Source organism: Apibacter adventoris (assembly GCF_002964965.1).
GTDB classification, from domain to species: Bacteria; Bacteroidota; Bacteroidia; order Flavobacteriales; family Weeksellaceae; genus Apibacter; species Apibacter adventoris.
Genome location: NZ_PSZN01000005.1, coordinates 82,462 through 105,378 on the forward strand (window position 1 = coordinate 82,462; position 22,917 = coordinate 105,378).

General features: G+C 30.5%; 18 protein-coding genes. 6 read left to right on the plus strand and 12 right to left on the minus strand.

Annotated features, from left to right (window positions below; translation table 11 throughout):
• Positions 1-3: 3 nt before the first annotated feature.
• The 5 genes from C4S76_RS03640 (at position 4) to C4S76_RS03660 (ending at position 6,223) form a co-directional block, all read left to right on the plus strand.
• On the plus strand, positions 4-1,194 hold the full coding sequence (locus tag C4S76_RS03640; RefSeq protein WP_105192765.1) for an ABC transporter permease: 1,191 nt from the start codon (positions 4-6) through the stop codon (positions 1,192-1,194).
• Positions 1,191-2,345, plus strand: a complete 1,155-nt coding sequence (locus tag C4S76_RS03645) for an ABC transporter permease (RefSeq protein ID WP_105192767.1) — start codon at positions 1,191-1,193, stop codon at positions 2,343-2,345. The genes C4S76_RS03640 and C4S76_RS03645 overlap by 4 nt, the downstream gene beginning before the upstream one ends.
• 181 nt (positions 2,346-2,526) lie before the next feature.
• Positions 2,527-4,110 (plus strand): phosphoenolpyruvate carboxykinase (ATP), encoded by a 1,584-nt coding sequence (pckA, locus tag C4S76_RS03650; protein ID WP_105192769.1) that lies wholly within the window; start codon positions 2,527-2,529, stop codon positions 4,108-4,110.
• Between the two features lie 70 nt (positions 4,111-4,180).
• Complete coding sequence (locus C4S76_RS03655; RefSeq protein WP_105192771.1) at positions 4,181-4,696, plus strand: DNA-3-methyladenine glycosylase; 516 nt, start codon at positions 4,181-4,183, stop codon at positions 4,694-4,696.
• A gap of 27 nt (positions 4,697-4,723) precedes the next feature.
• A complete protein-coding gene (locus tag C4S76_RS03660) occupies positions 4,724-6,223 on the plus strand; it encodes an NAD(P)H-hydrate dehydratase (protein WP_105192773.1) in 1,500 nt (499 codons plus the stop codon).
• A 122-nt stretch (positions 6,224-6,345) separates the two neighbouring features.
• Here the strand turns inward: C4S76_RS03660 and C4S76_RS03665 are convergent, their stop codons facing one another.
• The 9 genes from C4S76_RS03665 to C4S76_RS03705 all read right to left on the minus strand — a co-directional run bounded on the left by C4S76_RS03665 (position 6,346) and on the right by C4S76_RS03705 (position 18,723).
• Entirely contained in the window at positions 6,346-7,005 is a 660-nt protein-coding gene (locus tag C4S76_RS03665; RefSeq protein ID WP_105192775.1) for a class I SAM-dependent methyltransferase, read from the minus strand.
• Positions 7,006-7,199: 194 nt separating this feature from the next.
• On the minus strand, positions 7,200-7,373 hold the full coding sequence (locus C4S76_RS12085; RefSeq protein ID WP_105192777.1) for a DUF1348 family protein: 174 nt from the start codon (positions 7,371-7,373) through the stop codon (positions 7,200-7,202).
• Between the two features lie 111 nt (positions 7,374-7,484).
• Entirely contained in the window at positions 7,485-8,564 is a 1,080-nt protein-coding gene (locus C4S76_RS03675; RefSeq protein WP_105192779.1) for an AbiH family protein, read from the minus strand.
• Between the two features lie 278 nt (positions 8,565-8,842).
• Complete coding sequence (locus tag C4S76_RS03680) at positions 8,843-13,714, minus strand: DNA repair ATPase (RefSeq protein ID WP_105192781.1); 4,872 nt, start codon at positions 13,712-13,714, stop codon at positions 8,843-8,845.
• A 176-nt stretch (positions 13,715-13,890) separates the two neighbouring features.
• Positions 13,891-14,598 carry an alpha/beta hydrolase gene (locus C4S76_RS03685; RefSeq protein WP_105192783.1) on the minus strand — a complete coding sequence of 236 codons (708 nt, stop codon included), beginning with the start codon at positions 14,596-14,598 and terminating at the stop codon, positions 13,891-13,893.
• A 4-nt stretch (positions 14,599-14,602) separates the two neighbouring features.
• Positions 14,603-16,792, minus strand: coding sequence for a flotillin (locus C4S76_RS03690; protein WP_105192785.1), 2,190 nt, complete (start codon positions 16,790-16,792; stop codon positions 14,603-14,605).
• A gap of 37 nt (positions 16,793-16,829) precedes the next feature.
• A complete protein-coding gene (locus C4S76_RS03695) occupies positions 16,830-17,576 on the minus strand; it encodes an OB-fold-containig protein (RefSeq protein ID WP_105192787.1) in 747 nt (248 codons plus the stop codon).
• Positions 17,577-17,620: 44 nt separating this feature from the next.
• A complete protein-coding gene (locus C4S76_RS03700; protein ID WP_105192789.1) occupies positions 17,621-18,322 on the minus strand; it encodes a PspA/IM30 family protein in 702 nt (233 codons plus the stop codon).
• Between the two features lie 11 nt (positions 18,323-18,333).
• Positions 18,334-18,723, minus strand: coding sequence for a type III secretion system chaperone family protein (locus C4S76_RS03705; protein ID WP_105192791.1), 390 nt, complete (start codon positions 18,721-18,723; stop codon positions 18,334-18,336).
• 102 nt (positions 18,724-18,825) lie between these two features.
• Here C4S76_RS03705 and C4S76_RS03710 point away from each other — a divergent pair, with 102 nt between their 5' ends.
• A complete protein-coding gene (locus C4S76_RS03710) occupies positions 18,826-19,500 on the plus strand; it encodes a helix-turn-helix domain-containing protein (RefSeq protein WP_105192805.1) in 675 nt (224 codons plus the stop codon).
• Positions 19,501-19,551: 51 nt separating this feature from the next.
• Here C4S76_RS03710 and C4S76_RS03715 read toward each other — a convergent pair whose 3' ends face one another.
• The 3 genes from C4S76_RS03715 to C4S76_RS11740 form a co-directional block, all read right to left on the minus strand.
• On the minus strand, positions 19,552-20,091 hold the full coding sequence (locus C4S76_RS03715) for a YbhB/YbcL family Raf kinase inhibitor-like protein (protein ID WP_105192793.1): 540 nt from the start codon (positions 20,089-20,091) through the stop codon (positions 19,552-19,554).
• Between the two features lie 294 nt (positions 20,092-20,385).
• Positions 20,386-22,029: a chloride channel protein gene (locus tag C4S76_RS03720; protein ID WP_181044046.1), complete on the minus strand. Its 1,644-nt coding sequence runs from the start codon at positions 22,027-22,029 to the stop codon at positions 20,386-20,388.
• A 150-nt stretch (positions 22,030-22,179) separates the two neighbouring features.
• Positions 22,180-22,917: hypothetical protein (locus tag C4S76_RS11740; protein WP_181044047.1), on the minus strand; the 738-nt coding region annotated here is incomplete at its 5' end.

Consider the following 22,917-nt stretch of genomic DNA (forward strand, 5'->3'; position numbering starts at 1 on the left):
TAAATGAAGAGAGGATTTGCATTTATATTTACAGAAGAAATAAAAAAGCTTTTAACAAATTATAGGCTGTTATTTGTAATATTTGTAATTCCTTTAGGTTTATTTTTTTATTACAAAAGCATTTTAAATAAAGGAGTACCTCAAAAATTGCCTATAGCTTTATATGATCAGGATGAGACTAAAACTTCTAGGGAATTAGTTCGTATGTTAAATTCTACTTCGAGTTTGGATATTTCATCAAATGTAAATAGTCAAGAAGAAGGAGAATCTAAAGTACGTACCAATGAGGCTATGGGATTTATTATTATCCCTACTAATTTTGAAAAAGATATTTTTAGAGGCAATCAAGTAAAAGTAAGTTGTTATTACAACGGAGAATATCTTTTAAGTGGGAGCCTTATAAATAGAGCATTTCAAGCAGTTATAGGAGAATTTTCCGGTTCTATACTCCAAAATAATCTAATGAAAGAAGGATTATCTTCTTATCAAGCCGCGTCAAGTCTTTCTTCTTTAGGAATAGATACACATATTTTATATAATCCTTTTACAAATTATTCCTACTATCTAAGTATATCTTTGATGGCAATGTGTTTTCAGTTAATGGTTATGACTGTTACTATTTATGTATTAGGTTCGGTACTAAAATATAGAAAAGGAAGAGAACTGTTTTTAGCTAGTAATGGTAATTCTTGGGTAGCTTTTTGGGGAAAAGTATTACCTTATACTATTTTGTTTAGTATAATAGGTTTTTTTATGAATACTTTAGTTTTTTATAATATAGGAACTCCTTTGAAAGGAAATTTTTTTATTACTAACCTATATTTCATATTATTTATTATAGTTTGTCAGTTTTTATCATTAGCATATGTCTCTTTTTGTTCCAGTTTAAGAACGGCTTTAACACTTGGAGGAGGCTCTGCAGCTATATCATTTACTTTTGCCGGATATACATTTCCTGTAGAGGGGTTACCAGTAGTCATACAATATTTTAGCTATGTTTTTCCGTTTACCTCTTATTTGAGATTTACAATAGATTACTCCATAAGAGGAGTACCTATCCAGTACGACATAAAATATCTAGTGGTGTTCAGTATTTTTATTATAGTAGGGTTGTTTTCTATGAAATTTTATATTAAATTATTGAAAAAAGGTTGTTATGACTCATACTATGAAAGTAAAATATCTTTGAAATGATAGAGTTTTATAAATATTTTAAACAGGAATTTAAGTTAATTTCTTCGGACAAAGCAGTATTGAGTACTTATTTATTTACAACTGTATTGATAGTTATTTTTTATTCATATATGTATTCTAATGAAATAATAACTAAAATGCCTGCGGCTATTGTAGATCAAGATCAATCAATTGTAAGTCATGAAATAACCCGTATGTTGGAAGCTACTCCGCAGTTAGACTTAGATTATAAATCAATAAACTTATTAGATGCTCAGGATAGATTGAAAAAAGGTGAAATAAGAGGTATAATATTAATACCACAACAATTTTCCAGAGATTTGCAGAAAAATAACCATCCTAGCATATCGATTTATTGCGATGCTTCCTACATGCTTTATTATAAACAATTATATATATCCGCTGTAACCACAATCAAATCATTTGGTTATCAGATAGGAATAAAAAATATGATGTCTCAAGGTCTAACCAAAGATCAGGCAATTAGTGTAACTCAGCCAGTGAAAGGGATTAGTTATCCATTATATAATATAAATGGTGGTTATGGAACTTTTTTAATGCCTATGGTTTTTTTAATAGCCTTGCAAATATTACAGTTATCAGCTATGGGTACTATGTCGGGTACTCAAAGAGAAAGAAATAAATTGAATAATTTATTTCCTTTAGCAAAAAAACGATTAGGAAGTATAATAGTAGTTTTAGCTAGAGGATCCGTTTATTTTCTTATATCTCTATTTATAATTATAATTATTATAGGATTTGTTATGAAATGGTTCACTTTTCCTATAAGAGGAAATCCATTTGAAGCATTATTATTTCTAGTACCATTTATTTTAAGTGTTACATTTTTAGGATTTACATTATTAAATTTTTTTAAACATCGTGAAGATGCCTTAATGGTTATTACAATTTTTTCCATACCGTCATTATTTTTATGTGGGGTTTCTTGGCCTACAATCGCATTTCCTGAATGGATTAAATGCATATCATATTTTATACCCACTACGTTAGGTGTAAAAGGCTTTTTAGAAATAACTCAATTTGGAGCTACTTTTGAAGAAGTGAAATCTGTATGGTTCCAGCTTTGGGGTGTCACTGCTTTTTATTTTATTTTAGCTGTAATAACAATAAGAAAATTTGTTTATATATAAATAATAAAATATAAAAAACTTAATTATGTATAAACTAAATTTTTTATTACATAGTAAAAAATGATAAATAATAATGCTTTATAAGTGTGAATAATATCATATACATTGAAAATAACAGTATTGATTAAATTAGTACCTTTGTTAAGGTAAAAAATAATAAACGTATTTACAATTTTAAATTATGGAACAAATAAAAAAATCATTAGAAAAACTTGGCATTACAGGGGTTAAAGAAATTATTCGTAATCCAGGATATGAAAAGTTATACCAAGATGAGATGAGTTCAGATGCTCAAGGTTTTGAAAAAGGAGAATTAACTTCTTTAGGTTCTGTTTCTGTTAAAACAGGAGAATTTACAGGTAGGTCTCCTAAAGATAAATACATTGTAAAAGATGCGACAACCCAAGATAATGTTTGGTGGGAAAATAACCATGAAACAACAAAAGAAATATTCGATTCATGTAAAAAATTAGTTACAGATCAATTATCAGGTAAAAAACTATATGTGGTTGATGCTTTCTGCGGAACTAATTTAGATACACGTATGAAAGTTCGTTTTATCATGGAAGTAGCATGGCAAGCACACTTTGTGACTAACATGTTTATTCGTCCTAATGGGTATGAATTAGATAATTTTGGAGAACCAGATTTCATTGTTATGAATGGTTCCAAAACAACTAATCCTAATTGGAAAAGTCAAGGATTAAACTCTGAAAACTTTGTAATGTTTAACTTAACAGAAAGAATTCAGATTATTGGTGGAACATGGTATGGTGGAGAAATGAAAAAAGGAATGTTCTCTATAATGAACTATTACAACCCATTAAAAGGAATAGCTTCTATGCACTGTTCAGCTAATGTAGGAGAAAAAGGCGATGTAGCTGTATTCTTTGGTTTATCAGGAACAGGAAAAACTACTTTGTCTGCAGATCCTAAAAGATACTTAATTGGTGATGATGAACATGGATGGGATTCTAATGGAGTATTTAATTATGAAGGAGGATGTTACGCTAAAGTAATTGACCTAAGTGAAGAAAAAGAACCAGATATCTGGGGAGCTATCAGAAGAGATGCACTATTAGAAAATGTAGTGGTAAAAAATGGAGTAGCAGATTTTGCTGACAAATCCATCACTGAAAATACACGTGTTTCTTACCCAATTTATCATATTAATAAAATAGTTCTGCCTTCAAAAGCTGGACATGCAAGTAAAATTATCTATTTGTCTGCTGATGCATTTGGTGTATTGCCACCAGTATCTATACTAGATTCTGAACAAGCTAAATATTACTTCATTTCAGGATATACTTCTAAATTAGCTGGAACTGAAAGAGGTATTACTGAACCAACTCCAAACTTTTCAGCAGCATTTGGGCAAGCATTCTTATCTCTACACCCAACCGTTTATGCAAAAACATTGGAACAAAAAATGAAAGAGCATAATACAAAAGTATACTTGGTAAATACCGGATGGAATGGTACAGGAAAAAGAATATCATTAAAAGATACACGTGCAATTATAGATGCAATTATAGATGGATCAATAGAAAAAGCCCCAACAGATAAAATCCCTTATTTAAATCTTAAATATCCTACAAAACTAGATAACGTATCAGATATTTTAGATCCAAGATCTTCTTATGCAGATAAATCTCAATGGGATGTTAAAGCAAAAGACTTAGCATCAAGATACATTAAGAATTTTGAAAAATTTGCAACTAATGAAGAAGGTAAAAATCTAGTTAAAGCTGGTCCTCAATTGTAATAGAAATTAGAATATTATAAATAAAAAGCTGTCCTTTTGGGCAGCTTTTTGTATTTTTGCAATCATTTTTATGAATCGAAGAATTGATAAGGAATATTTTTTACAACAAGCTCTATTCTTAGCACAAAATTTATTAGGCAAATATTTAGTTCGTGTTTTCGATAATGGAGAAACACAAAAATATATAATTTCTGAAACAGAAGCATATATAGGAGAAGAAGATTTAGCATGTCATGCCAGCAAAGGAAGAACAAAAAGAACAGAAATAATGTATGAGGAAGGTGGCAAGGTTTATGTGTACTTAATATATGGAATGCATTGGTTATTAAATATAGTAACTGGTGAGAAAAATTGTCCTCAAGCAGTATTAATAAGGGGAGTACAAGGATGTTCAGGTCCGGGTCGCGTTGGTAAATTATTGGAGTTGGATAAAAGTTTTTATGGTGAAGATTTAGTGAGTTCATATAGAATATGGATAGAAGATTCTTTAATTAAACCCTCATATATATCAACTCCAAGAATTGGTATAGAATATGCAGGAGATATATGGAAAAATAAACCTTGGAGATTTATTTTAGATAATTAAATTATTAACATTATAAAAAATTATTAAATGAAAGTATTTAATACGTCACAAATAAGGCAATGTGACCAATATACTGTAGAAAACGACGAAATTTCATCAATAGAATTAATGGAGAAAGCGGCTTTAGCTTGTTTTGAATGGATTAAGTCTCAGTTCTCAGCTAATTATACATATTATGTTTTTTGTGGAAAAGGAAATAACGGAGGCGATGGTTTAGCTATAGCTCGGCTATTATTAGAAGAAAATTATAAGGTTGAAACTTTTGTTATACAATCATCTTCAAATTTTTCTACTGATGCTCAAATTAATTTTGATAAATATCCTGATTCCGTATCTTTTTTAGAAAATGATGATTTTGAAATCCAACAAGAAAATAAAAAAATAGTTATAATAGATGCATTATTCGGAACAGGATTAAACAAACCTTTAGAAGGAAATACTCAGAAAATTATTCAGAAGCTTAATCATATTAAAGGGAAGAAAATATCTATAGATATTCCATCTGGATTATTTTCAGATAGTTTACCTTCTGAAGATCAAACTATATTTAAAGCAGATGTAACTTTGAGTTTTCAATTTTATAAAAGAGCATTTTTACATGTAGAAAGTGCCCAATATGCCGGTAAAATATTTATTTTAGATATAGGATTAAATTCAAAATTCATACAGGATGAAGAAACAAATAATTACATTATTTCTTCAAAAAGCGTTTCTGATAACTTTAAACCAAGAGATCCTTTTAGTCACAAAGGGAATTATGGCAAAGTAGCATTAATTGGAGGAAGTTACGGAAAAATAGGGTCTATAGCCTTATCAACTCGGGCAGCTTTAAAAATAGGTGCAGGAATAGTATTTACTATAGCTCCTAATTGTGGATATTCAATACTTCAGACATTAGCTCCAGAAGCTATGTTTATTTCTGGAGGAGATGAAAAATTAATTACTGAAATAAAAATATCTACAGAAAAGACAACTATTGGTATTGGACCGGGCTTAGGTAAAGAAAAATTAACAAAAGTAGCATTAGAAGAATTATTAAAGTCAATCCAAACTCCTGCAGTATTAGATGCCGATGCACTTAATATTATTTCAGAAAATAAGTCAATGCTAAACCTTATACCTAAAAATTCTATTATAACTCCTCATCCTGTTGAGTTTGCAAGGTTATTTGGTGATTCGAAAGATTCTTTAGAGCAATGTGAACTTGCCCGTGAAATGGCAAATAAATATAATATTATTATTGTTTTGAAAGGTCATAGAACAGCTGTGTTAACTCCCGAAGGTAAATGTTATTATAACATCACAGGAAATGCCGGAATGGCTAAAGGAGGAAGTGGCGATATATTAACAGGAATGATAACAGGTCTTTTAGCCCAAGGATATGCTCCTCAAATTGCTGCCCAACTAGGAGTATATATTCATGGTAAAGCAGGAGATTATGCAGCAAAAAAATACTCTCAGGAAGCTATGACTGCGCAGGATATTATTCATAGGCTACCGGAAGTTTTTTTAAACATAAAAAAATAATTCAATCAGTTTATATTTTTTAGGATAAAAAAGGACTTTCAAATAAGACCATTTATCATAGGAAATTCATCTGGTAACTTTTTTACATAATGCTTAATTAATTAAGCATTATGTAATATTTTTTATTCATTTATTTTTTTAAAAACTAAACTCATAAATTCGCGATCAGTTAAAATTCCTGTTTTGCTTATACTTTTATCTTGCTTATGATCTTCCTGAATAAGCTCAAAGGGTAAACCTAAGATTAAATCTTTTACAGCTTTAACATCATATAATTGAAATTCATTTTTGGTAAAAGGTAACTTTTCCATAAAAGATTTATCACAAAAAGTTAAACAAAAATGACCATTTGTTTTTAATACCCTGACAATTTCTTTAAGTAAAAATATAGGATTTTTCCAGAAATATAGGGTATTTATTGTTATAATTTTATCAAAAGTTTGAGATTCTAGAGGAATTGACAATCCATCAAATAGGAAATACTGAGCCAAACCAGCCTGTATATAAACACTATTAAAAGAAATAGCTTCTTCATGCATAGTAGGGGAGATTTCCAGTCCTGTATATCGAATATCTTTAGCTAAGGATAAAATATAGCCTAATAATCCACCATTTCCGTATCCCAATTCAAGAATATGATCATTATTTTGGATCTGTAAATTAGAATATCCATTAAGTATTACTGGTAAATTATTCAGATTCATTTTTTCAGCAAGTTTTTTGCCTTTTTCTCCTTCAGGGCAACTTAACTGGCGGGCTAGTTTTTTTAATTCGTTCTCCATTCTTTTTATATTATAGATAAATGTACTGAATATTTGTTCATATTTGGGTAATAAAATAGAAATAAAAACCCATCGAATTAAAATTTACATACATAAATATTAATATAAAGGTGGTAATAAATACATAATTTCCGCTATGATTCGGAAATAGCGAAATGATTAATATTGGTATATCGTTTTTGTATCAGTTCATTTTATTGAAACTCCCGATTTTCATTTCCCAATAATTTTTGTCCGTTAATAAATTGATTCCGATTTCTCCATTCGCTATTTACAGTAAAAACTAAAGAAATACACATTAAGATCTGATTATTCCATACATTTTTTGTCAGTTGTAATTTTTCTTTGCCTTTTTTTATTCTATAAATCTAATAATATTATTATCTATAAAGGTTAGTTCTGACAGCTTTTTAAGATATAAACCGAAAAAAACTTCTGAAAATATTTCAACTATTGGGAACCTTTTTTTTTACATCCTATTAAGCCAAAGGTTCACAATCTTTTTTATTAACTACTTTATCTCTCATAATGGCTTTATTATTAAAGTTTCGGGAAATATTTCTTACCATATCGCTGTAGTTATCCGTTCCATCTTCTTTTAAATAATAAAAAGGCTTTATCGAAACACAATTTTCATGTTCAAATAAAGTATTTAAGAGGGTTCGGTCTGAATTTCCACAAGAATGTCCAAAAATAAATATTTGATACTCATCACTATTTACAATTTCCAATAGCCTTTTGTAATTATCTGTTTCCAAATACTTGATAGACTTTATATTTTCCAAATATTCATTATTATTGAGGTTTTCAATTTTTTTATACTCTTCATCTAGTTCATCCCCAAAACCAAAGATAATAGGGTTAGCAGGAGAATTAAGAGTACCATGTATATGAATAGATTTGATAATGATATTAGGATTTGTGTATTTAATTTTATGATATAATGAGTCTGTATTAGTATAATTAAAATTTAAAAATAGGATTTCATTAGGAATTTTACTATATTCAGAAAAAGAATATTTAGTTTTTTGTATAAAATCATCAACAATAAAATTAGAATGTATCTTTTTTGAAATAGAAATAATTAAATCTTCATGTCTTGTTCTATCAAATTTTTTTTGTTCTTCAGTCAAATATTTTTCTAACTCATTTTTTATTTTTTCAAAATCTGAGTTTAGTTCTGAAATTGAATAGAATTTTTCTTTTTCAGTCATTATATCTTTTAAAAGTTGATAATATTCATTTTCAATATCTACCCAATTTTGGATATATTGCTTTTCAGTAATTTGTTCTAAAAATTTATTTTTAAAATTAATAGCAACTCTTTGACTTTTAATTACATTTTTAATATCGGAATAATTTTTACAATTTGTAAAATCAAGTTTTATGTTATTTTCATCACCACCTATATTTGTAAGTTGAAAATATTCACATTTATGAATTCTATTTTGGATTTCAGTGGCCTTAGGCATCCAAAACCAATCCATAAAATCTCCATAACTGGTTTTCATACCATGAGCTAAATCAAAGCCATTTCCAATTAAAATAATTCGATTCATATAAACAGTGTATTGTCAGATAAATATAAGAAGAATTAGATAAAAAACAAGCACCTCAATAAGTAATTATTGAGGTGTTTAATATGATAGATAAATATATTTTATACATATAATAATAAATAGTATAAGACAAAGTAAACTAATAGGTATATTATAAATAACAGAATCTTTTAGTTCTGCATAAAACATCTTCTTTCCTATTAACAAGAAAAACAAACTCCAAAGCTACTTAAAGCTATTTCAAAAAAGAGTTAAAGGATAAGTTCGATAATAAACATTTATTTTTTCTTTCCGTTTACGTTCAGTACATTCACAATCCCTTCCAGATTTACATTAAAGTCCATTAACTGGGCAATTACCTGTCCTACCTGATTATCCTGCGTTAAAGCTCCGAGCTTGTTGTTTTTAACAAAAATCTCTTTAATTGAGGTCCAACGTTTCGTTTCCTCTGGGGTTAATACCTTCATAAGCTCTTTCAATTTCAGTAAATTGGCTTCCGTATCAGAGGTTAAGGTCTGCGATTCGTTTTCATAATGAGTCATAATCAGTTCCTGCACCTCATCTTCATTCATCAATGGAACAATTTTCCCTACCATTTTATTCATATCCCGGTAAGATCCTTGTAATTTAAAAGCAGGTTCCGTACGGTAGGCATGATCCATGGCAGCACTCTGGATATAATTCTGATTTACTTTCATCACTATTTCACGTACTTGCATACATTTTTTCAATACCGATATAAACTCCTCAATTTCCTGATTAGAATAATTTCCTTCAAGATTTAATAATTCTTCATTTCCTGTTTCTATATAAGAAATCAGTTGATAGAAATCATCAAAACTGCGGCTGCATAGCTTTTGTAAATAGGTATTTTCAGCAATGGAATTTTCCAGTAAACTAAGTTTGAACAGATTTTCGGTGCTACCAATAACATCTCCGAGGTTATAAACATCTGACCGGTTGGCAAGCATATCCGGAATCTGGAATTTTTCTCCGCTTTCCGTGTATGGATTCCCGGCCATTACAATACAAAAACGTTTCCCCCTTAAGTCATAGGTTTTACTCTCACCGTTAAAAGTTCCGTCCATTTTTCTTTGTCCGTCTGCCAGAGAAATGAATTTTTGAAGGAATTCGGCACTACAATGCTGAATATCGTCCAGATAGAGCATTACATTGTCAGCCATTTCAAAAGAAAGGTTAATTTTTTTCAGTTCTTCCCTTGCTCCGGAGGTTTTAGCCTCATTTGGATCTATAGAAGTTATAGAGTGACCAATGGTAGGACCATTAATTTTTACAAAATTTAACCCCAGCGATTTAGCCAGATATTCCATCAGGGTGGTTTTTCCGTAACCCGGAGGAGAAACCAGTAAAAGCATCCCCATTCGTGCGGTTCTTTTATTGTCACCAGCAACACCGATTTGTTTAGCCATGTTAGCTCCGATCAGCGGAAAATACACTTCATTAATCAGTTTATTTCTGACGAAAGAAGTCAGAACTTTGGGTTGAAGTTCATTGAGTTTCAGGGATTTTTTGTACTGATTTAACAACTGCTCTTTGGCTTGTGAAAATTCCTGAAATTCAGGAACACTGATTTCTGAAAACATTTTCAGTTTATGTATAAACTGATGGTAATCGAGTGTATAAAGATTTTTTTCTATAACCGGATGGCTTCCTTTTAAAGTATTAATAGTTAAGTGATCCGGATATTCCAATATAGGATAAGCGTTATCTTTTTCAAACATAAGTAAACAACAGGCTTCTTCAATATATTTATCAAAAGCCGAATAGGTATCGGATAGATTGATATAAGAAACCAACCAGTTTTGTATCAGGTGAAACCGTTCAGCCGGTTCCATTGAAGCATCGTTGCAATCAGCTTCAAAAATGCTAATTGCATTTTGAGCTTTCAGGTAATGCAAAAAATCTTTTTTTAAGGTATCAGCCTGAATACTTTTTGCAAAAAACGGAGATTTTGAAAATTCTTTAAACAAGTATTCAGCAAGGATTTCAGATGAAAATTCCAATTCGGAAAATGAGCGATTCCATTTTTCGAACTTTTCTTGTATTCGTTGAATAACATAGTTGTAATTTTCGGATTCCGGAAAAACTTTTAACACATAGCTCGCAGAGGTGATAAGTTTATTCAGCTTATCTGTATCTTCTTCAGTTAGGCTGTTCCAGAATAATTGGGCTACAGCACGCAGGGAAGGAGAGTAGGTTAAGGTTTTTAAATTCGTATGAAGCTGGTGCAACGATTTATATATTTCCAAAGCATCAAAATCATGCACACCTTTTAAATAGGACTCTGCATAGCTCTGTTCGGTTTTTAGTTTTATATAGTTTTCAGGGTCAAAATTTTTATTTTTCAAACTTTCCTGAAAAGCTTGGTAGGCTAAATATTCTGCTCGGTATACTTTAGAATTTTCCGAAACTACTTCTTGCTCCCAAAGAGTGCGATATTTATACATTGTATCTTCTTCTATTTCATAAAAGAAACTGGTACCGGTAAGGTGGTAATAAAGCAGATTGTTTCTTCTGACTATAGTTAAATCCAAAGGCTGAAAGTTTACAGCAAATTTGTAGTTTCCTAGGCTTATGATATTATCACCGTCTACAAACAAATCTTTTTTGTCCCTAAGGGTACGAAGGCTATCTTCCAGAGATGTTTTTAAACTATTTTCCAGATTTTCAGCTTTGGAAACATCTCCCAGTTCTTTTAATTCTAAGGCAAGCTTTCGTACTTTATCAATCATCAAATCCGTAGAGAAAAATGCCTGTATTTCTTCTTTGGACTTAAATGAACCTGCTTTAGTTTCAATATTTTTTAGTATACGAAGACCAATTTGCTCTAAAGATGTAGTTCGTTTGTTAATTTGCTCTATGAGTTGTGCTTTTTTGGAATCAAAAGCTTTGCTTACTTCTTCTCGTTTATCGGCAATTTCGGTAATAAATTCTTCAAAATCTGCAAATTTACTTTCCATTTCTTCAATCTGTACGCTTACTTTTGTAAAGTATTCATCGCATTTTTCTGGAGAAGAGGATAGTTCCAGAAAATTCATAATACTTTGGTCCAACAACGTAAGTTGTGCATGAAATTCAGCTATGGCTTCACTACTTTTTAAAGAATCAAGTTTTCGTTTAAGCAGGGTACGAACTTCATTTAGGGAAGCAAAAATTACAGAGATTTTTTCAATAATTTTAGTAGTTTGGGTAGTATCTTCAATTTTTAAACTGTTAAGTATATCTATCAGCAATTCCAGTTCGGAAGATACTAATTTACAGTTTTCTTCTACTTTTTGTCCGTCTATTACTTTAGTAACTTTTTCTACTCTTTTATGTTCATCTTGTACTTTGTTTTCATAGGGAGCTAATGCCTCATCTAATAAAAGAAATTCAACGGTTTGGTCTGAAAGCGTATGATTACTTTTATTCAACTTACCTTTTAAGACGTCTATTTTTTCCAGATCTATATATTTTACGTTCCCCATTTCCGTAACTTCTCCTTGTAACTTTCGGTTTTCAGCCAATAATTTCACCAGATTTTCCAAGGTATCACCTTTAGTGTTTTTTATGCTAAATAAAAGCTTCTCAACTTTTTCGGTGATTTCATTAAGTACCTGTGAAGCATTTTTTCTTTGTTGTTGGACTTTTTCAAATTCATCAACCGCCGTATCCGCAATAGATTTAATTTGTTTTAATGGTTCTGACAATTGAAAAGCAGAAGGATTTGTAATCCAGAAAAAGGAATCGATTATATCATTAGCTTTTTTGGAAATATCGCCATATAATCCTTCATAAGAATCTTCTTTACTTATAAGGTTAATGACTTCCTGACATTCTGCCATAGCTTTGACAATATCTTTGTTACCTATTTTATAAAGTTCGTTATCTTTTTTTTCTCGGTTCTCAACAATTTCTGACTGATACGGAGTCTGCCAGATCTGTACTACATGATGCTTTACTGCTTCCTCTTCTGAACGAAAATAGATAAGTTTTCCGTTTTTAAACAGGGTAAATCCATTACAGATAATAGGAGTTTCCACTTGTTGTTTGATGATGTTGTAAGACATGAGTACATAAATATTCTTTTCATTATGGTAGAAAATGAAAAGATAATCTTCACCATTGGCAGAGGGTATTCGTCGTACAAATTCCAAATTTGTTAATTCGCTTTCAAATATTTTATATTCTCCGCTTTGCAAATAATAGCCATTAGCAAATATAATCCCTTGATTGTCGGGTAGTAAGATTCCTGTTTCATTCAGGGTTGGAATATTAAGAACTTCCTTGGTTTTATTATTGAAAATAAAGGCACGGAAATTTTCCTGATAAGGTTTAATCCGTATAAGGATAAAATTTCCTAAATCGGCATAGTAATATTCAGCATCATCTAGTTGTTGATCTTTGTTTTCTACGGTTTCGGAATAAATCCCTTTTCCGGTATCAGTATTATCTTCAATTTTAAAGGTAATATCACCGTTGATGGCTTCTATAAAAACTTTATCCTGAATAGAGATGTGAGGATGTATTCCCAGCCTGCGGTTGTCTAGCGAGGTTTTTATCCATTTAAATTCGTATTGTTGAGCTTTTTGAACTTCATGAATGCTTCGATCGTCCTGATAAATCAGTTTATCGTCTTTGACCAACCATTTAAAGGCTTTCAAATCATCTATATTCTTACTGGTTTGGAAAATCATGTATAAATAATTTTCCGTCCTTCGGAATCGAGAAAATATAGAATCCCGGTAGTATTGATATAAGTTTTTATAATCGTTGATGAAGGTTTCATCGTTAATCAAGTCTAACGATTGAGGAATAAATTGATGAGTTTGTTCTGCATCAAAAGAATAGATACTAAAAACATCGCTTAATTGGATGTCTGTTCGTAATCCAAAATGAACATTATAGGCAAACAAACAAAGGTCGCCTACTGCAATGATTCCTCGGGCTGTACAGTTATTTTCGGTAGTAATCCGCTGATTAGCCGCCAAAGTAAATTCTACAGAATTGAAAACTTCTTTTCTGGCGTTATTTAGTTTTCCTAAACGTGTGGTGAGGTCTTCTTTTTGGCTTTGAAGTCTCTTTTTTATTATTTCATAAGTACCGGAATCTAGAGAATCCGTTTTTTTATTTTCGTCTAATTCTGCCATAATTTGATAAACAAATTGTTTATTTATATTTGCTAAATATTCTTTCTATTCTTTTGCTTTAATACAAAAGAATAGAAATTAAATAAATTGAGAATTTAAATTCGTTTTTTCATTTTAATATTCTCCTATAATTCTTCTGAAAGAATTAGTATTTCATGTATGTTTAACATAATAATTTATTTCAATATATTTTCCACACATTCTATTACCAATTCCTGATCTCCCATGCCATTATGCTTAATGGTTGGAAATTTAATTATGTGAATATCGAATTTCTTTTCTTCTTCTGGCGTTGGTAGTACTCCTTCATCCGCAGGGAAATCGTAGGCTTTCAGGTAATAGATTTCCGGTTTGGAAGTTCTGGGTATTGGCATTCTGCGATTATCCAGTGAAATAGCTTTGGTGATTTGTTCCGGATACTCTCGGGCATACAACATGGTCATGTCTCCTCCATTGGAATGTCCAGCAATAATTAAATTATTCCATGGAAGTTCGGGTTTAAGTTTCATGAGTTCTTTCCGAATAAAAGATATATTTTCTACTCCGCGCTTCCAGTTAGGCATACGGGTTAGATATAAATTTCCTTCCATAGCGAGTAATTCATCAGTAGGCAATTCATGCTGAATGCTTATGACATAGTAACCTAAAGAGGCAATTTTTTTATTGAGTTTTTTGTAAGATTTATAACTTCCACCATAATTTTTTGTATACCCGTGATTAAAAATAACTATACCTCTGGGTATAGACGTATCATAATATATAGCAAAGGGTATTTTACGCTCTCTAACTGAGTCATATACAGTTATGCATTCTTCTTTTATAATTTGAGCTTTACATGTATGGCCCCATAAAGCTATACACAAAATAAATAGGATATTTTTCATTTGGTTATCCTAATTTTTTATTAGATATACCCAGGGTTTTAGCTAAGGTAAATAAGTTAGCTAAAACGCTTTGGTCTTCACTTCCTGCATTTTGTTGCATCTTGAATATAAGGGAAGCAATGCTCAGGTTTTTGATATCCTCGGATGAAATATTCAGTTTATCGGCATAGTTTCGTATTCGTTCATATAAATCGCCTTCTCTACCATTTCCAAGTAAAGCCTCTTTAATTTCTGTTATAGTCTCACTTTCATTAACCAGTTTATCGAATCCTTTGGCTCTTGAAATCTGATTAATTATATTTTCAAAGAAAGTAGATTCTCCTCCTACGATGTCAATTTTAGCAGACTTCATAGCTTCGGATAATACAGATGCTTGCGCTTGTGCAATTTCTTTTTGTATATGGATTTGAGCCAGTTCTACCTCTTTGTTTTTTTGTAATTTCAACTTAAACTCTTCATGGTCTTTTCCCACTCCATCCAATTTTTTCATAGCCTCGGCTTTTTCATGAATTCCTTCTGCTTCAGATAGAGCTTTTTGTTTAATGACATCCGCTTCTGCTAAACCTTCTTTACGTTTGGCATCGGCTTTTGCCTGAATACCGGTAGCTTCGGCCACAGAGGTTTTTTCAATAATGCTGGCTTCTCCTTCTGCAGATGCCAAAGCTTTTTCGCGGGTTACTTCTGCTTCCACTAAACCTTCTTTTCGCTTAGCTTCTGCTTTTAATTCAATGCTGATAGCTTCCGCTTTGGCTTTTTTCTCTATAATGTTAGCTTCTACAACTCCTTTTTGTTCATCAGCCTCTGCTTTGGCTTTAATTACTTCTGCTTCAGCTAAACCTAAGGTAGCATCTTCTCGTGCCTGTGCATCGGCTAAGGTTTTTCTGGCTTCAGCGTTTTTAACCGCAGCTTCTTTTTGGGCTTCAGCATCAATAAGTAATTGTTGGGCTTTTTGTTCCTCTGCTTGTTTTAATGCTTCTGCTTCTTTTACAGTTTTAATTAATTTTTCTTCTGCCTGTTGGCTTGCCAAGGTAATACCGGCTTGTTTCTGACGTTCTACTTCACGTAGCACTTCTATGTCTTTTACATTTTGTTGTTCTTCAACCACACCTTTTTCCAATTGTACTCTTTCTCGGATTACATCCTGAATATTTTTCTTTTCTTCTTCTACTACTTTTTCTTTGTTAATTTGAGCAAGGGTAACAATTCTTTCTCTTTCGGTTTGTTCGAGTGCTCGGTCTTTTTCTACTCTTTCTGTTTCTACCGCGTTAGTTCTCTCTTTGTTTTTAGCGGCAATAATAATTTGACGGAGTTTGTTTTCTTCTTGTACAGCCAAACTTTCTTCGGTAGTAATACGTACGGTTTCAGCCTTTAACCTTTCTTCTTCGCGTACTTTTAGTATTTCAGCTTCTTCTCTTGCTTTAATGTTATCTACTTCTCTTTTTTGTTTTTCTTCCTTTTCAGCTAATTGTCTTTCTAATTCAAGAATGGCTTCACGGGCCTCTACGTCTTGTTTTTTTATGGTTTTTTGCTCATCTCTTCGAATTAGGTTGGCATTGATATTTTGATTTGCGGTTAACTCGGTAATTTTTTTAATTCCTTCTGAATCCAAGATGTTTTGAGGATCTAGAAAATTCAAATTGGTTTGTTCCAAATAATCAATGGCACAATCGTCTAAATTGTAGCCGTTAAGATCGGTACCAATAATATTCAGAATTTCATCTCTAAATTCGCGACGGGCTTCATAAAGTTCAATAAATTCAAATTTTTTACCTACGGTTTTTAATGCTTCTGAAAATTTCGCTTCAAAAATATTTCTTAGAGTAGCCACATCACTGGCTCTTTCACAGCCCAAGGTCTGAGCTACGTTAATGACATCGTCTACCGATTTGTTTACCCGAATAAAAAAGGCCACTTTTATATCAGCCCGGATGTTATCTTTACAGATTAATCCGTCTTGTTCCATCCTTTCAATTTGTAATTTTTTAACGGAAATATCCATAATTTCCATTTTGTGAAAGACAGGAATCACATAAATTCCCTTGTTAAAAGCAACTTTAGTTCCTCCAACCCCGGTTCTTACAATGGCTTTTCCCTGAGGAATTTTTTTGTAAAATGATGCGAGTATGGCTAAAGATAATAAAATAATGAACATAAAAGTTCCGACAATGACAGCGATTATGCCTCCTATTCCCATAATATTAAATGTTTTTAAATGTTGATATTATATATGATTAATTTTGATCAATAGTAACTTCTTTGGTAACGTAATAAAATTTTTTATCTTGAGTTTCATCTGTAATCATTACTGATTCTCCATATTTAATTTCCTCACCGCTTTGGCTGATTACGTTGAGACGTATCGGATTTTTTTCAATAATAAATTCTGCGCTTCCTATCTTATCTTTAGAAATAGTAGATATCATTCGTCCGGATCTTCCAAGAAATTCGGTTCTTTCTTCACCTTGGTATCCGGTTTTGGAAAGAAAACGTGCCAGTGGATTAGTCGCATATTTAGTAAGAACTGCTCCGACAATAAAACAAGGAATTAAAATAAAAACTGATTTCCAGCCCCAGTTTCCTATGGGGGTAAATTGAGTGGTAATTAAAGAACCTACCCAGGTAAAAAATTTTAAAGTAGATAAAATTAGCATAAAAGGAACTTTTCCGACATTCATGAATTTTAAAAAACGTATAAATAGGCCGTCTCCTTCATTTTCATGTGTAACATGGTTGTCGTCTAATTCTGGATAAGAAGAAGCTTTTCCATGATAATTTGTATCCGGCTGGGTGTCTGTTTCTACATGAGTATCTACATCAATATCCGAGTCTATATCTGTCCCGAAATCTGTCCCAAAATCCAATTCACCTAATCCTATTCCAAGAAAAGAGAACAGCCAGTAGATAAGTATAACTATCATAAAACCACTCATGATGGCATTAGATAAAGGGTAGAAAAAAGAATGTAGCAATTCAGTCATGACAAGGTTAGTTTCAGATTATAAAGTTGGTTTTGAATTCGGATTTATTCCATCCCTAACCTTTTTTTTATGTTATCTAAATCATTGTTTACTTTTAAAGAGTCTTTGCCTATAGCACGGTCTATTTCTTCATCAATAGAAATATTTTGGTTAGCCAATTCTCCGTAAGCTTCTGCTAAGGCTTCTTCTTCTGTAACTTTTTCTTTCATTTTTTCTAACATACTGATGGTGCTGTTGTTATCAATTTGAGCAAGTTGTTTATTTACTTCTTTTGTAGCTTTACTTACTTTTACACGGGCTCTTAAAATGCGTAATTCGTTTTCCCACTTGTTGATATTAAATTTTAATATTTCAACATTTTTTTGCATTTCATCAACAGCATTTTCATGCTGAATTTTCTCACCATTGAGAATTTCTACTTCAGAAAGTAGATGAGCTTTAAGAGAAAGAGCTTCTTTAGCTAATTTTTCTGCTTGTATTGCATCCAGCTCGCCTTTTTGAGCTTTTGACATGAGTAGAAACGCTTTATTTTCATAATCTTCAGCATCAGAAGATTTTTTTATGATATCATTTTTTGCCCGTATTGCAAGGGCTTTTACTTGGGCAAGAGCTTCCAGACTTTTTTCCAAATCTTCTTTCATTTCTCTAATTCCTTGTTCAGTCATTCTTATAGGATCTTCCATTTTGTCTACAACAGAATGTATTTCTGCTGTTCCTATTCGTAAAAGTCGTTTAAAGATATTCATAATAATTTTTTTTATTTTTTTGAAAATTCTAGTATTTGTTCATAATATTCACTTAGTAAAAGACCTAAAGAGTTTAAAGCTCCTTCTAATTCATTAATGTCCAGATGCTCAATTTGCAGAGTATACCGAAAAATCACTTTTTTTCCGGTTTCATCCAAAACAAAAGCACCATGCACTATATCTCTGTTTTTTTGTAATAAAGATTTTAATATTTCTTTATCGTCGTTATGTAAGGTGAATATGTATTGTTCTAAAACGACTATAGGTGGAGCAATTCCTAATATGAGGTTTTTAATGCCGTCTTCTTCATTTTCAATACAAAATATACTTTGTTTTTCATCTTTATAGGAAATTGTATGTCCCAGTTCGGAAATGAAATTTTCTATTTTTTTGAAATACATGCGAGTGAGTTTTAGTTATCTCAAATATATGTAATATATTTGCTAATAGTTTTAGCAAATATAGCTAAATATTTTTTAATTGCAAAAAAATTTAGCATTTTTATGAGCAAAGTAGGAAGGAATATAAAAAAAATTAGAAGCGTTAAAGGTTTAAGCCAGCAAGCATTTGCAGATTTATTTAGTCTTACAAGAGGAAATATCAGTTCTTATGAGGAATTGAGGGCAGAACCTAAAATCGAAATTATTGTTAATATTGCTAAATATTTTGGCATTCCATTGAATGATTTTATTTTAAAAGATTTATCTGTAAATGAATTATTGCATTTTGATACCAGCTTAGTACTGGATATGGAAAAATTGAAGAAAAAGGATAGGTTTGTAGAGATTCCGTATGTTTCTTCAGTAAATTTTAATGATTATATAAGTAATTTTCTTGAACCTGAATTTTTAGAGACTTTGCCTAAAATCAGTATACCTAATAGTTCGCCATTTAATCTCTTAGCTATAGAAGTTGATAATTCTCAAAATTTTCCGGAAGGATTTACTTATAAAAATGGAGATGTACTTATTTTTGAATCCGTCAGTAAAGAAAATATTCATAGAATATTAGGAAGGTTTGGTATTATGGTTAATAGAGAAGGAATGAAGATGGGAATTTTCGAGAAAAAAGAAGAGAATATGGTTTTAGCTTTAAATGAACTTGTTTTTTACTCATTCACCTTAGATTCTGACTTTAGATATTGGGTATTAAGAGCTTTGTATTCACAAGAAGTTTAAAAATCTGGTAAGTAGAAAATGAATAAATTATTACCGGATTTATGAGGATATTTATCTCTGAGAATAAAAAATTAAAGAAGCTTTCTTTATGGTATGTTGTTGTAAATAGAATCCGACTAAAGCAGGTGAGGCATCTTTATCTAAATCTAAGTGTGGAATATTTAAAGCATATACAGTAATAATGTATTGATGTGGATGATCTCCTATTGGCGGGCAAGGTCCCCCAAAACCATAGGTGCCAAAGTCTGTTTTACTTTGGATAGCCTCAGTTGGAGCAAGATGGCTTGAAATATCTCCTGCATTTGCTTTCAATTCCTTTATTTTAGATGGAATATTAAACACAATCCAATGCCACCATCCGCTTCCGGTTGGAGCATCAGGGTCGTAGATGGTTATTGCAAAACTTTGTGTATTTAGAGGAATATTTTCCCAAGATAACTGGGGTGAAATATTTTTTCCATTACAACCCATTCCGTTAAACATTAGGTTATTTTCTGCTTGTCCCTGGATAGTCTTGCTCTTTAATGTAAAATTTTGTGCCTGTATTGAACAGTATACACATGTCATTAGGATTAAAAATACTTTTTCCATATTTCTGTTTTTATTTTCAACAAAATTAAGGTTATACTCGGTAATAAGATTATTTTTAAGATTTTATTTTTTATCCTGAACTTTTAAATCTAAGAATTGATATTATTGCTATGTTCTTTAGGCGAATTTTCGAAATATTTTTTTAAACCTTACTTAAAAATGGTAAATGTAGGTATTGAAATTCTCCAATTCTATTTTTAAAAGTATATAATATCTCAATATTTTATATCAGATTTATTTACTTTTCAGATACAGCTTGGTTTTATTTAAGAATTTTCATTATAAATTAAAAAATTAATCTTCAGAAAAATCTACAATTAGTTTGCGGTATTTTTGGAGCAATTTAGATTTAGAAAGCATTCCTAAATATTTAGAATTATCTATAACTGGAAGATACCAAGCATCCGTTTTATCAAAAACTTTAAATATTGATTCATTATCCTGATTAAGAGATATAGTTGCCGGAGGAGGAATTACCAAATCTGCTACACGTAGATTTTCATATTTAGATTTATCTAATAAAATATCTAAAATATCATCTATTTGTATAATTCCTACAAATTCTCCGGTGTTTTTTTCTACTACAAATAGATTTTTATTAGAATTAGGTAAAACGGTTTTTACTAATTCGCTCAAAGTAAGAGTAAGTGGAATAGTTGTAAAACTTTGATCTATCAAATCATAAATATTTAATCTTCTTATAGCTTCTTTATCTTTATTATGGGTGATGAGTTGATTATTTTTCCTTAAAGAGTAGGTATATACAGAATATTTGTCGAATTTATATTTTACTAAATATGCAATAGTAGAGACAACAATGAGAGGAAATAATAGAGTATAACCTCCGGTTATTTCTGCAATCAGAAAAATCGAAGTAAAAGGAGCATGCATAATTCCTGACATAACGCCAGCCATACCTACCAAAGTAAAGTTATGTTCGGAAAGTTTAAACCACTGAAGTAAATTTATGGTTTTTGCAAAAATGTAACCTAAAATTCCTCCTGTAAATAATGCTGGGGCAAAAACGCCACCTATTCCACCGGAAGCAGTGGTTAAACTGCTGGCTATGACTTTAATAAATAATAAAATTAATAAGAAACAAATTAAGGAAAAAGAATTATCATCTAAACTGAAAAATATAGAATTACTCATAATTGTATTGGGAGAATTTCCCATAAGGTGTTGTAATCCTACATAGCCTTCTCCAAATAAAGGTGGCAATATAAAAATCAAAATACCTAAACTAAGCCCTCCTAAACAAGCCTTGAAATAAATATTTTTTTGTTCTGATAGTTTTTTTTCAATTACCCGGTTAATTTTTACAAAGTATAAAGAAAACAAACCGCAAAATATTCCTAAAACTATATAAAAAGGGATTTTAGTTTTGTCAAATGGTTCGAAAACTGCAAAATAAAAAGATATTTTGTCTCCCATAAAAAAATAAGATATTAATGCTCCTGTAGTAGATGATATTAAAATGGGTATTAAAGACCACATACTTAAATCAAGCATAATCACTTCTAAAGAAAAAATTATGGCAGCAATAGGAGCTTTGAAAATTCCTGCAATAGCTGCTGAACAGCCACAAGCAATAAAAAGAGTTCTTAATTTAAGTGTAAGGTTTAATTGCTGAGCAATATTAGAACCTATTGCAGCACCTGTATAAACTATAGGGGCTTCTAATCCTACAGACCCTCCAAACCCAACGGTTAAACTACTGGAAATTATAGAACTGTATGTATTCTGTTTTTCAATTTTACTTCTATTTTTTGAAATTGCATATAAAACTTTTGCTACTCCGTGGCTAATATCATTTTTTACAAAATATTTTATAAAAAGTATAGTTAAAAGGATACCTATAGCCGGAAAAAAAATTGTCCAGTAATTAAAACGAATTTTACTGTTATGATATACTAATTCTTCCGTTAATGTGACCATATTTTTAATAACAACAGCACTTATACCTCCTATAATTCCTATGAGAGTACTTGTTAGGTATATAAAAATTTGTGGATTATGATAACGAAATTTTCGAATGAATATATAGAGTTTTATTTTACTTTTTTTTAACATGATATTATTTAATAATCATTTTTCATTCGCTTCTGCAGAGGATTTATAAAAAAAATTGTATCCTATTATTTTTTTGTAAATAATATAAATTATAACTAAAGAAAAAGGAATCGTAAATATAAAAGCGTATATACTCATAAGAAGGGTTCCTAAGAAATTTCCTGTTAAAAAAATAATAAAAGTAAGGAAAAACATTTTCCCAAAATTAATATAAGCAATTTTTGTACTGTACTTAATAGCTTTGAATGCAGATATATTATGTATAGCAATAAAAGCTCCTGCTAATGTAAAAGCAGGTGCAAAAAATATCATAGGAATATACATAAAAATAATACTGCAAATCATAATTATAAGGTATATGGTATTTAATACAATTAAATTTAAAAATCTTTTACCTTCAAACCCAGATATAAGATCATTAAAAGAGGCTTTTCCAAAATTATCATATTTATAAGCGCAATATATAACTCCAGAATATAAAGGAGAAATTAATATTTTTATAACTAATAAGATAAGGAATCTTATTATTATATAAGGATTTGAGAAATAATTGTAATAAATATTCCATATCTCTTTTGAAGAATTAATATTATTATAATAAGTGTTTTTTAATGGAATATTTTTTAAAGCTATTAAAAATTCATTATCTATTGAAGAGATGTTCCAATAATTATTACAAAGTAACATTCCTAAAGAAATTAAACTAAATGTAAACAACATGGAAAATATTCCTAAAAATAGAATTTTAGACCA

Bases quoted from the DNA above. Each gene is read 5' to 3' on its own strand.
- C4S76_RS03640 (WP_105192765.1), top strand. From the start codon at position 4: ATGAAGAGAGGATTTGCATTTATATTTACAGAAGAAATAAAAAAGCTT.
- C4S76_RS03645 (WP_105192767.1), top strand. From the start codon at position 1,191: ATGATAGAGTTTTATAAATATTTTAAACAGGAATTTAAGTTAATTTCT.
- pckA (WP_105192769.1), top strand. From the start codon at position 2,527: ATGGAACAAATAAAAAAATCATTAGAAAAACTTGGCATTACAGGGGTT.
- C4S76_RS03655 (WP_105192771.1), top strand. From the start codon at position 4,181: ATGAATCGAAGAATTGATAAGGAATATTTTTTACAACAAGCTCTATTC.
- C4S76_RS03660 (WP_105192773.1), top strand. From the start codon at position 4,724: ATGAAAGTATTTAATACGTCACAAATAAGGCAATGTGACCAATATACT.
- C4S76_RS03665 (WP_105192775.1), bottom strand. From the start codon at position 7,005: ATGGAGAACGAATTAAAAAAACTAGCCCGCCAGTTAAGTTGCCCTGAA.
- C4S76_RS03675 (WP_105192779.1), bottom strand. From the start codon at position 8,564: ATGAATCGAATTATTTTAATTGGAAATGGCTTTGATTTAGCTCATGGT.
- C4S76_RS03680 (WP_105192781.1), bottom strand. From the start codon at position 13,714: ATGGCAGAATTAGACGAAAATAAAAAAACGGATTCTCTAGATTCCGGT.
- C4S76_RS03685 (WP_105192783.1), bottom strand. From the start codon at position 14,598: ATGAAAAATATCCTATTTATTTTGTGTATAGCTTTATGGGGCCATACA.
- C4S76_RS03690 (WP_105192785.1), bottom strand. From the start codon at position 16,792: ATGGGAATAGGAGGCATAATCGCTGTCATTGTCGGAACTTTTATGTTC.
- C4S76_RS03695 (WP_105192787.1), bottom strand. From the start codon at position 17,576: ATGACTGAATTGCTACATTCTTTTTTCTACCCTTTATCTAATGCCATC.
- C4S76_RS03700 (WP_105192789.1), bottom strand. From the start codon at position 18,322: ATGAATATCTTTAAACGACTTTTACGAATAGGAACAGCAGAAATACAT.
- C4S76_RS03705 (WP_105192791.1), bottom strand. From the start codon at position 18,723: ATGTATTTCAAAAAAATAGAAAATTTCATTTCCGAACTGGGACATACA.
- C4S76_RS03710 (WP_105192805.1), top strand. From the start codon at position 18,826: ATGAGCAAAGTAGGAAGGAATATAAAAAAAATTAGAAGCGTTAAAGGT.
- C4S76_RS03715 (WP_105192793.1), bottom strand. From the start codon at position 20,091: ATGGAAAAAGTATTTTTAATCCTAATGACATGTGTATACTGTTCAATA.
- C4S76_RS03720 (WP_181044046.1), bottom strand. From the start codon at position 22,029: ATGGTCACATTAACGGAAGAATTAGTATATCATAACAGTAAAATTCGT.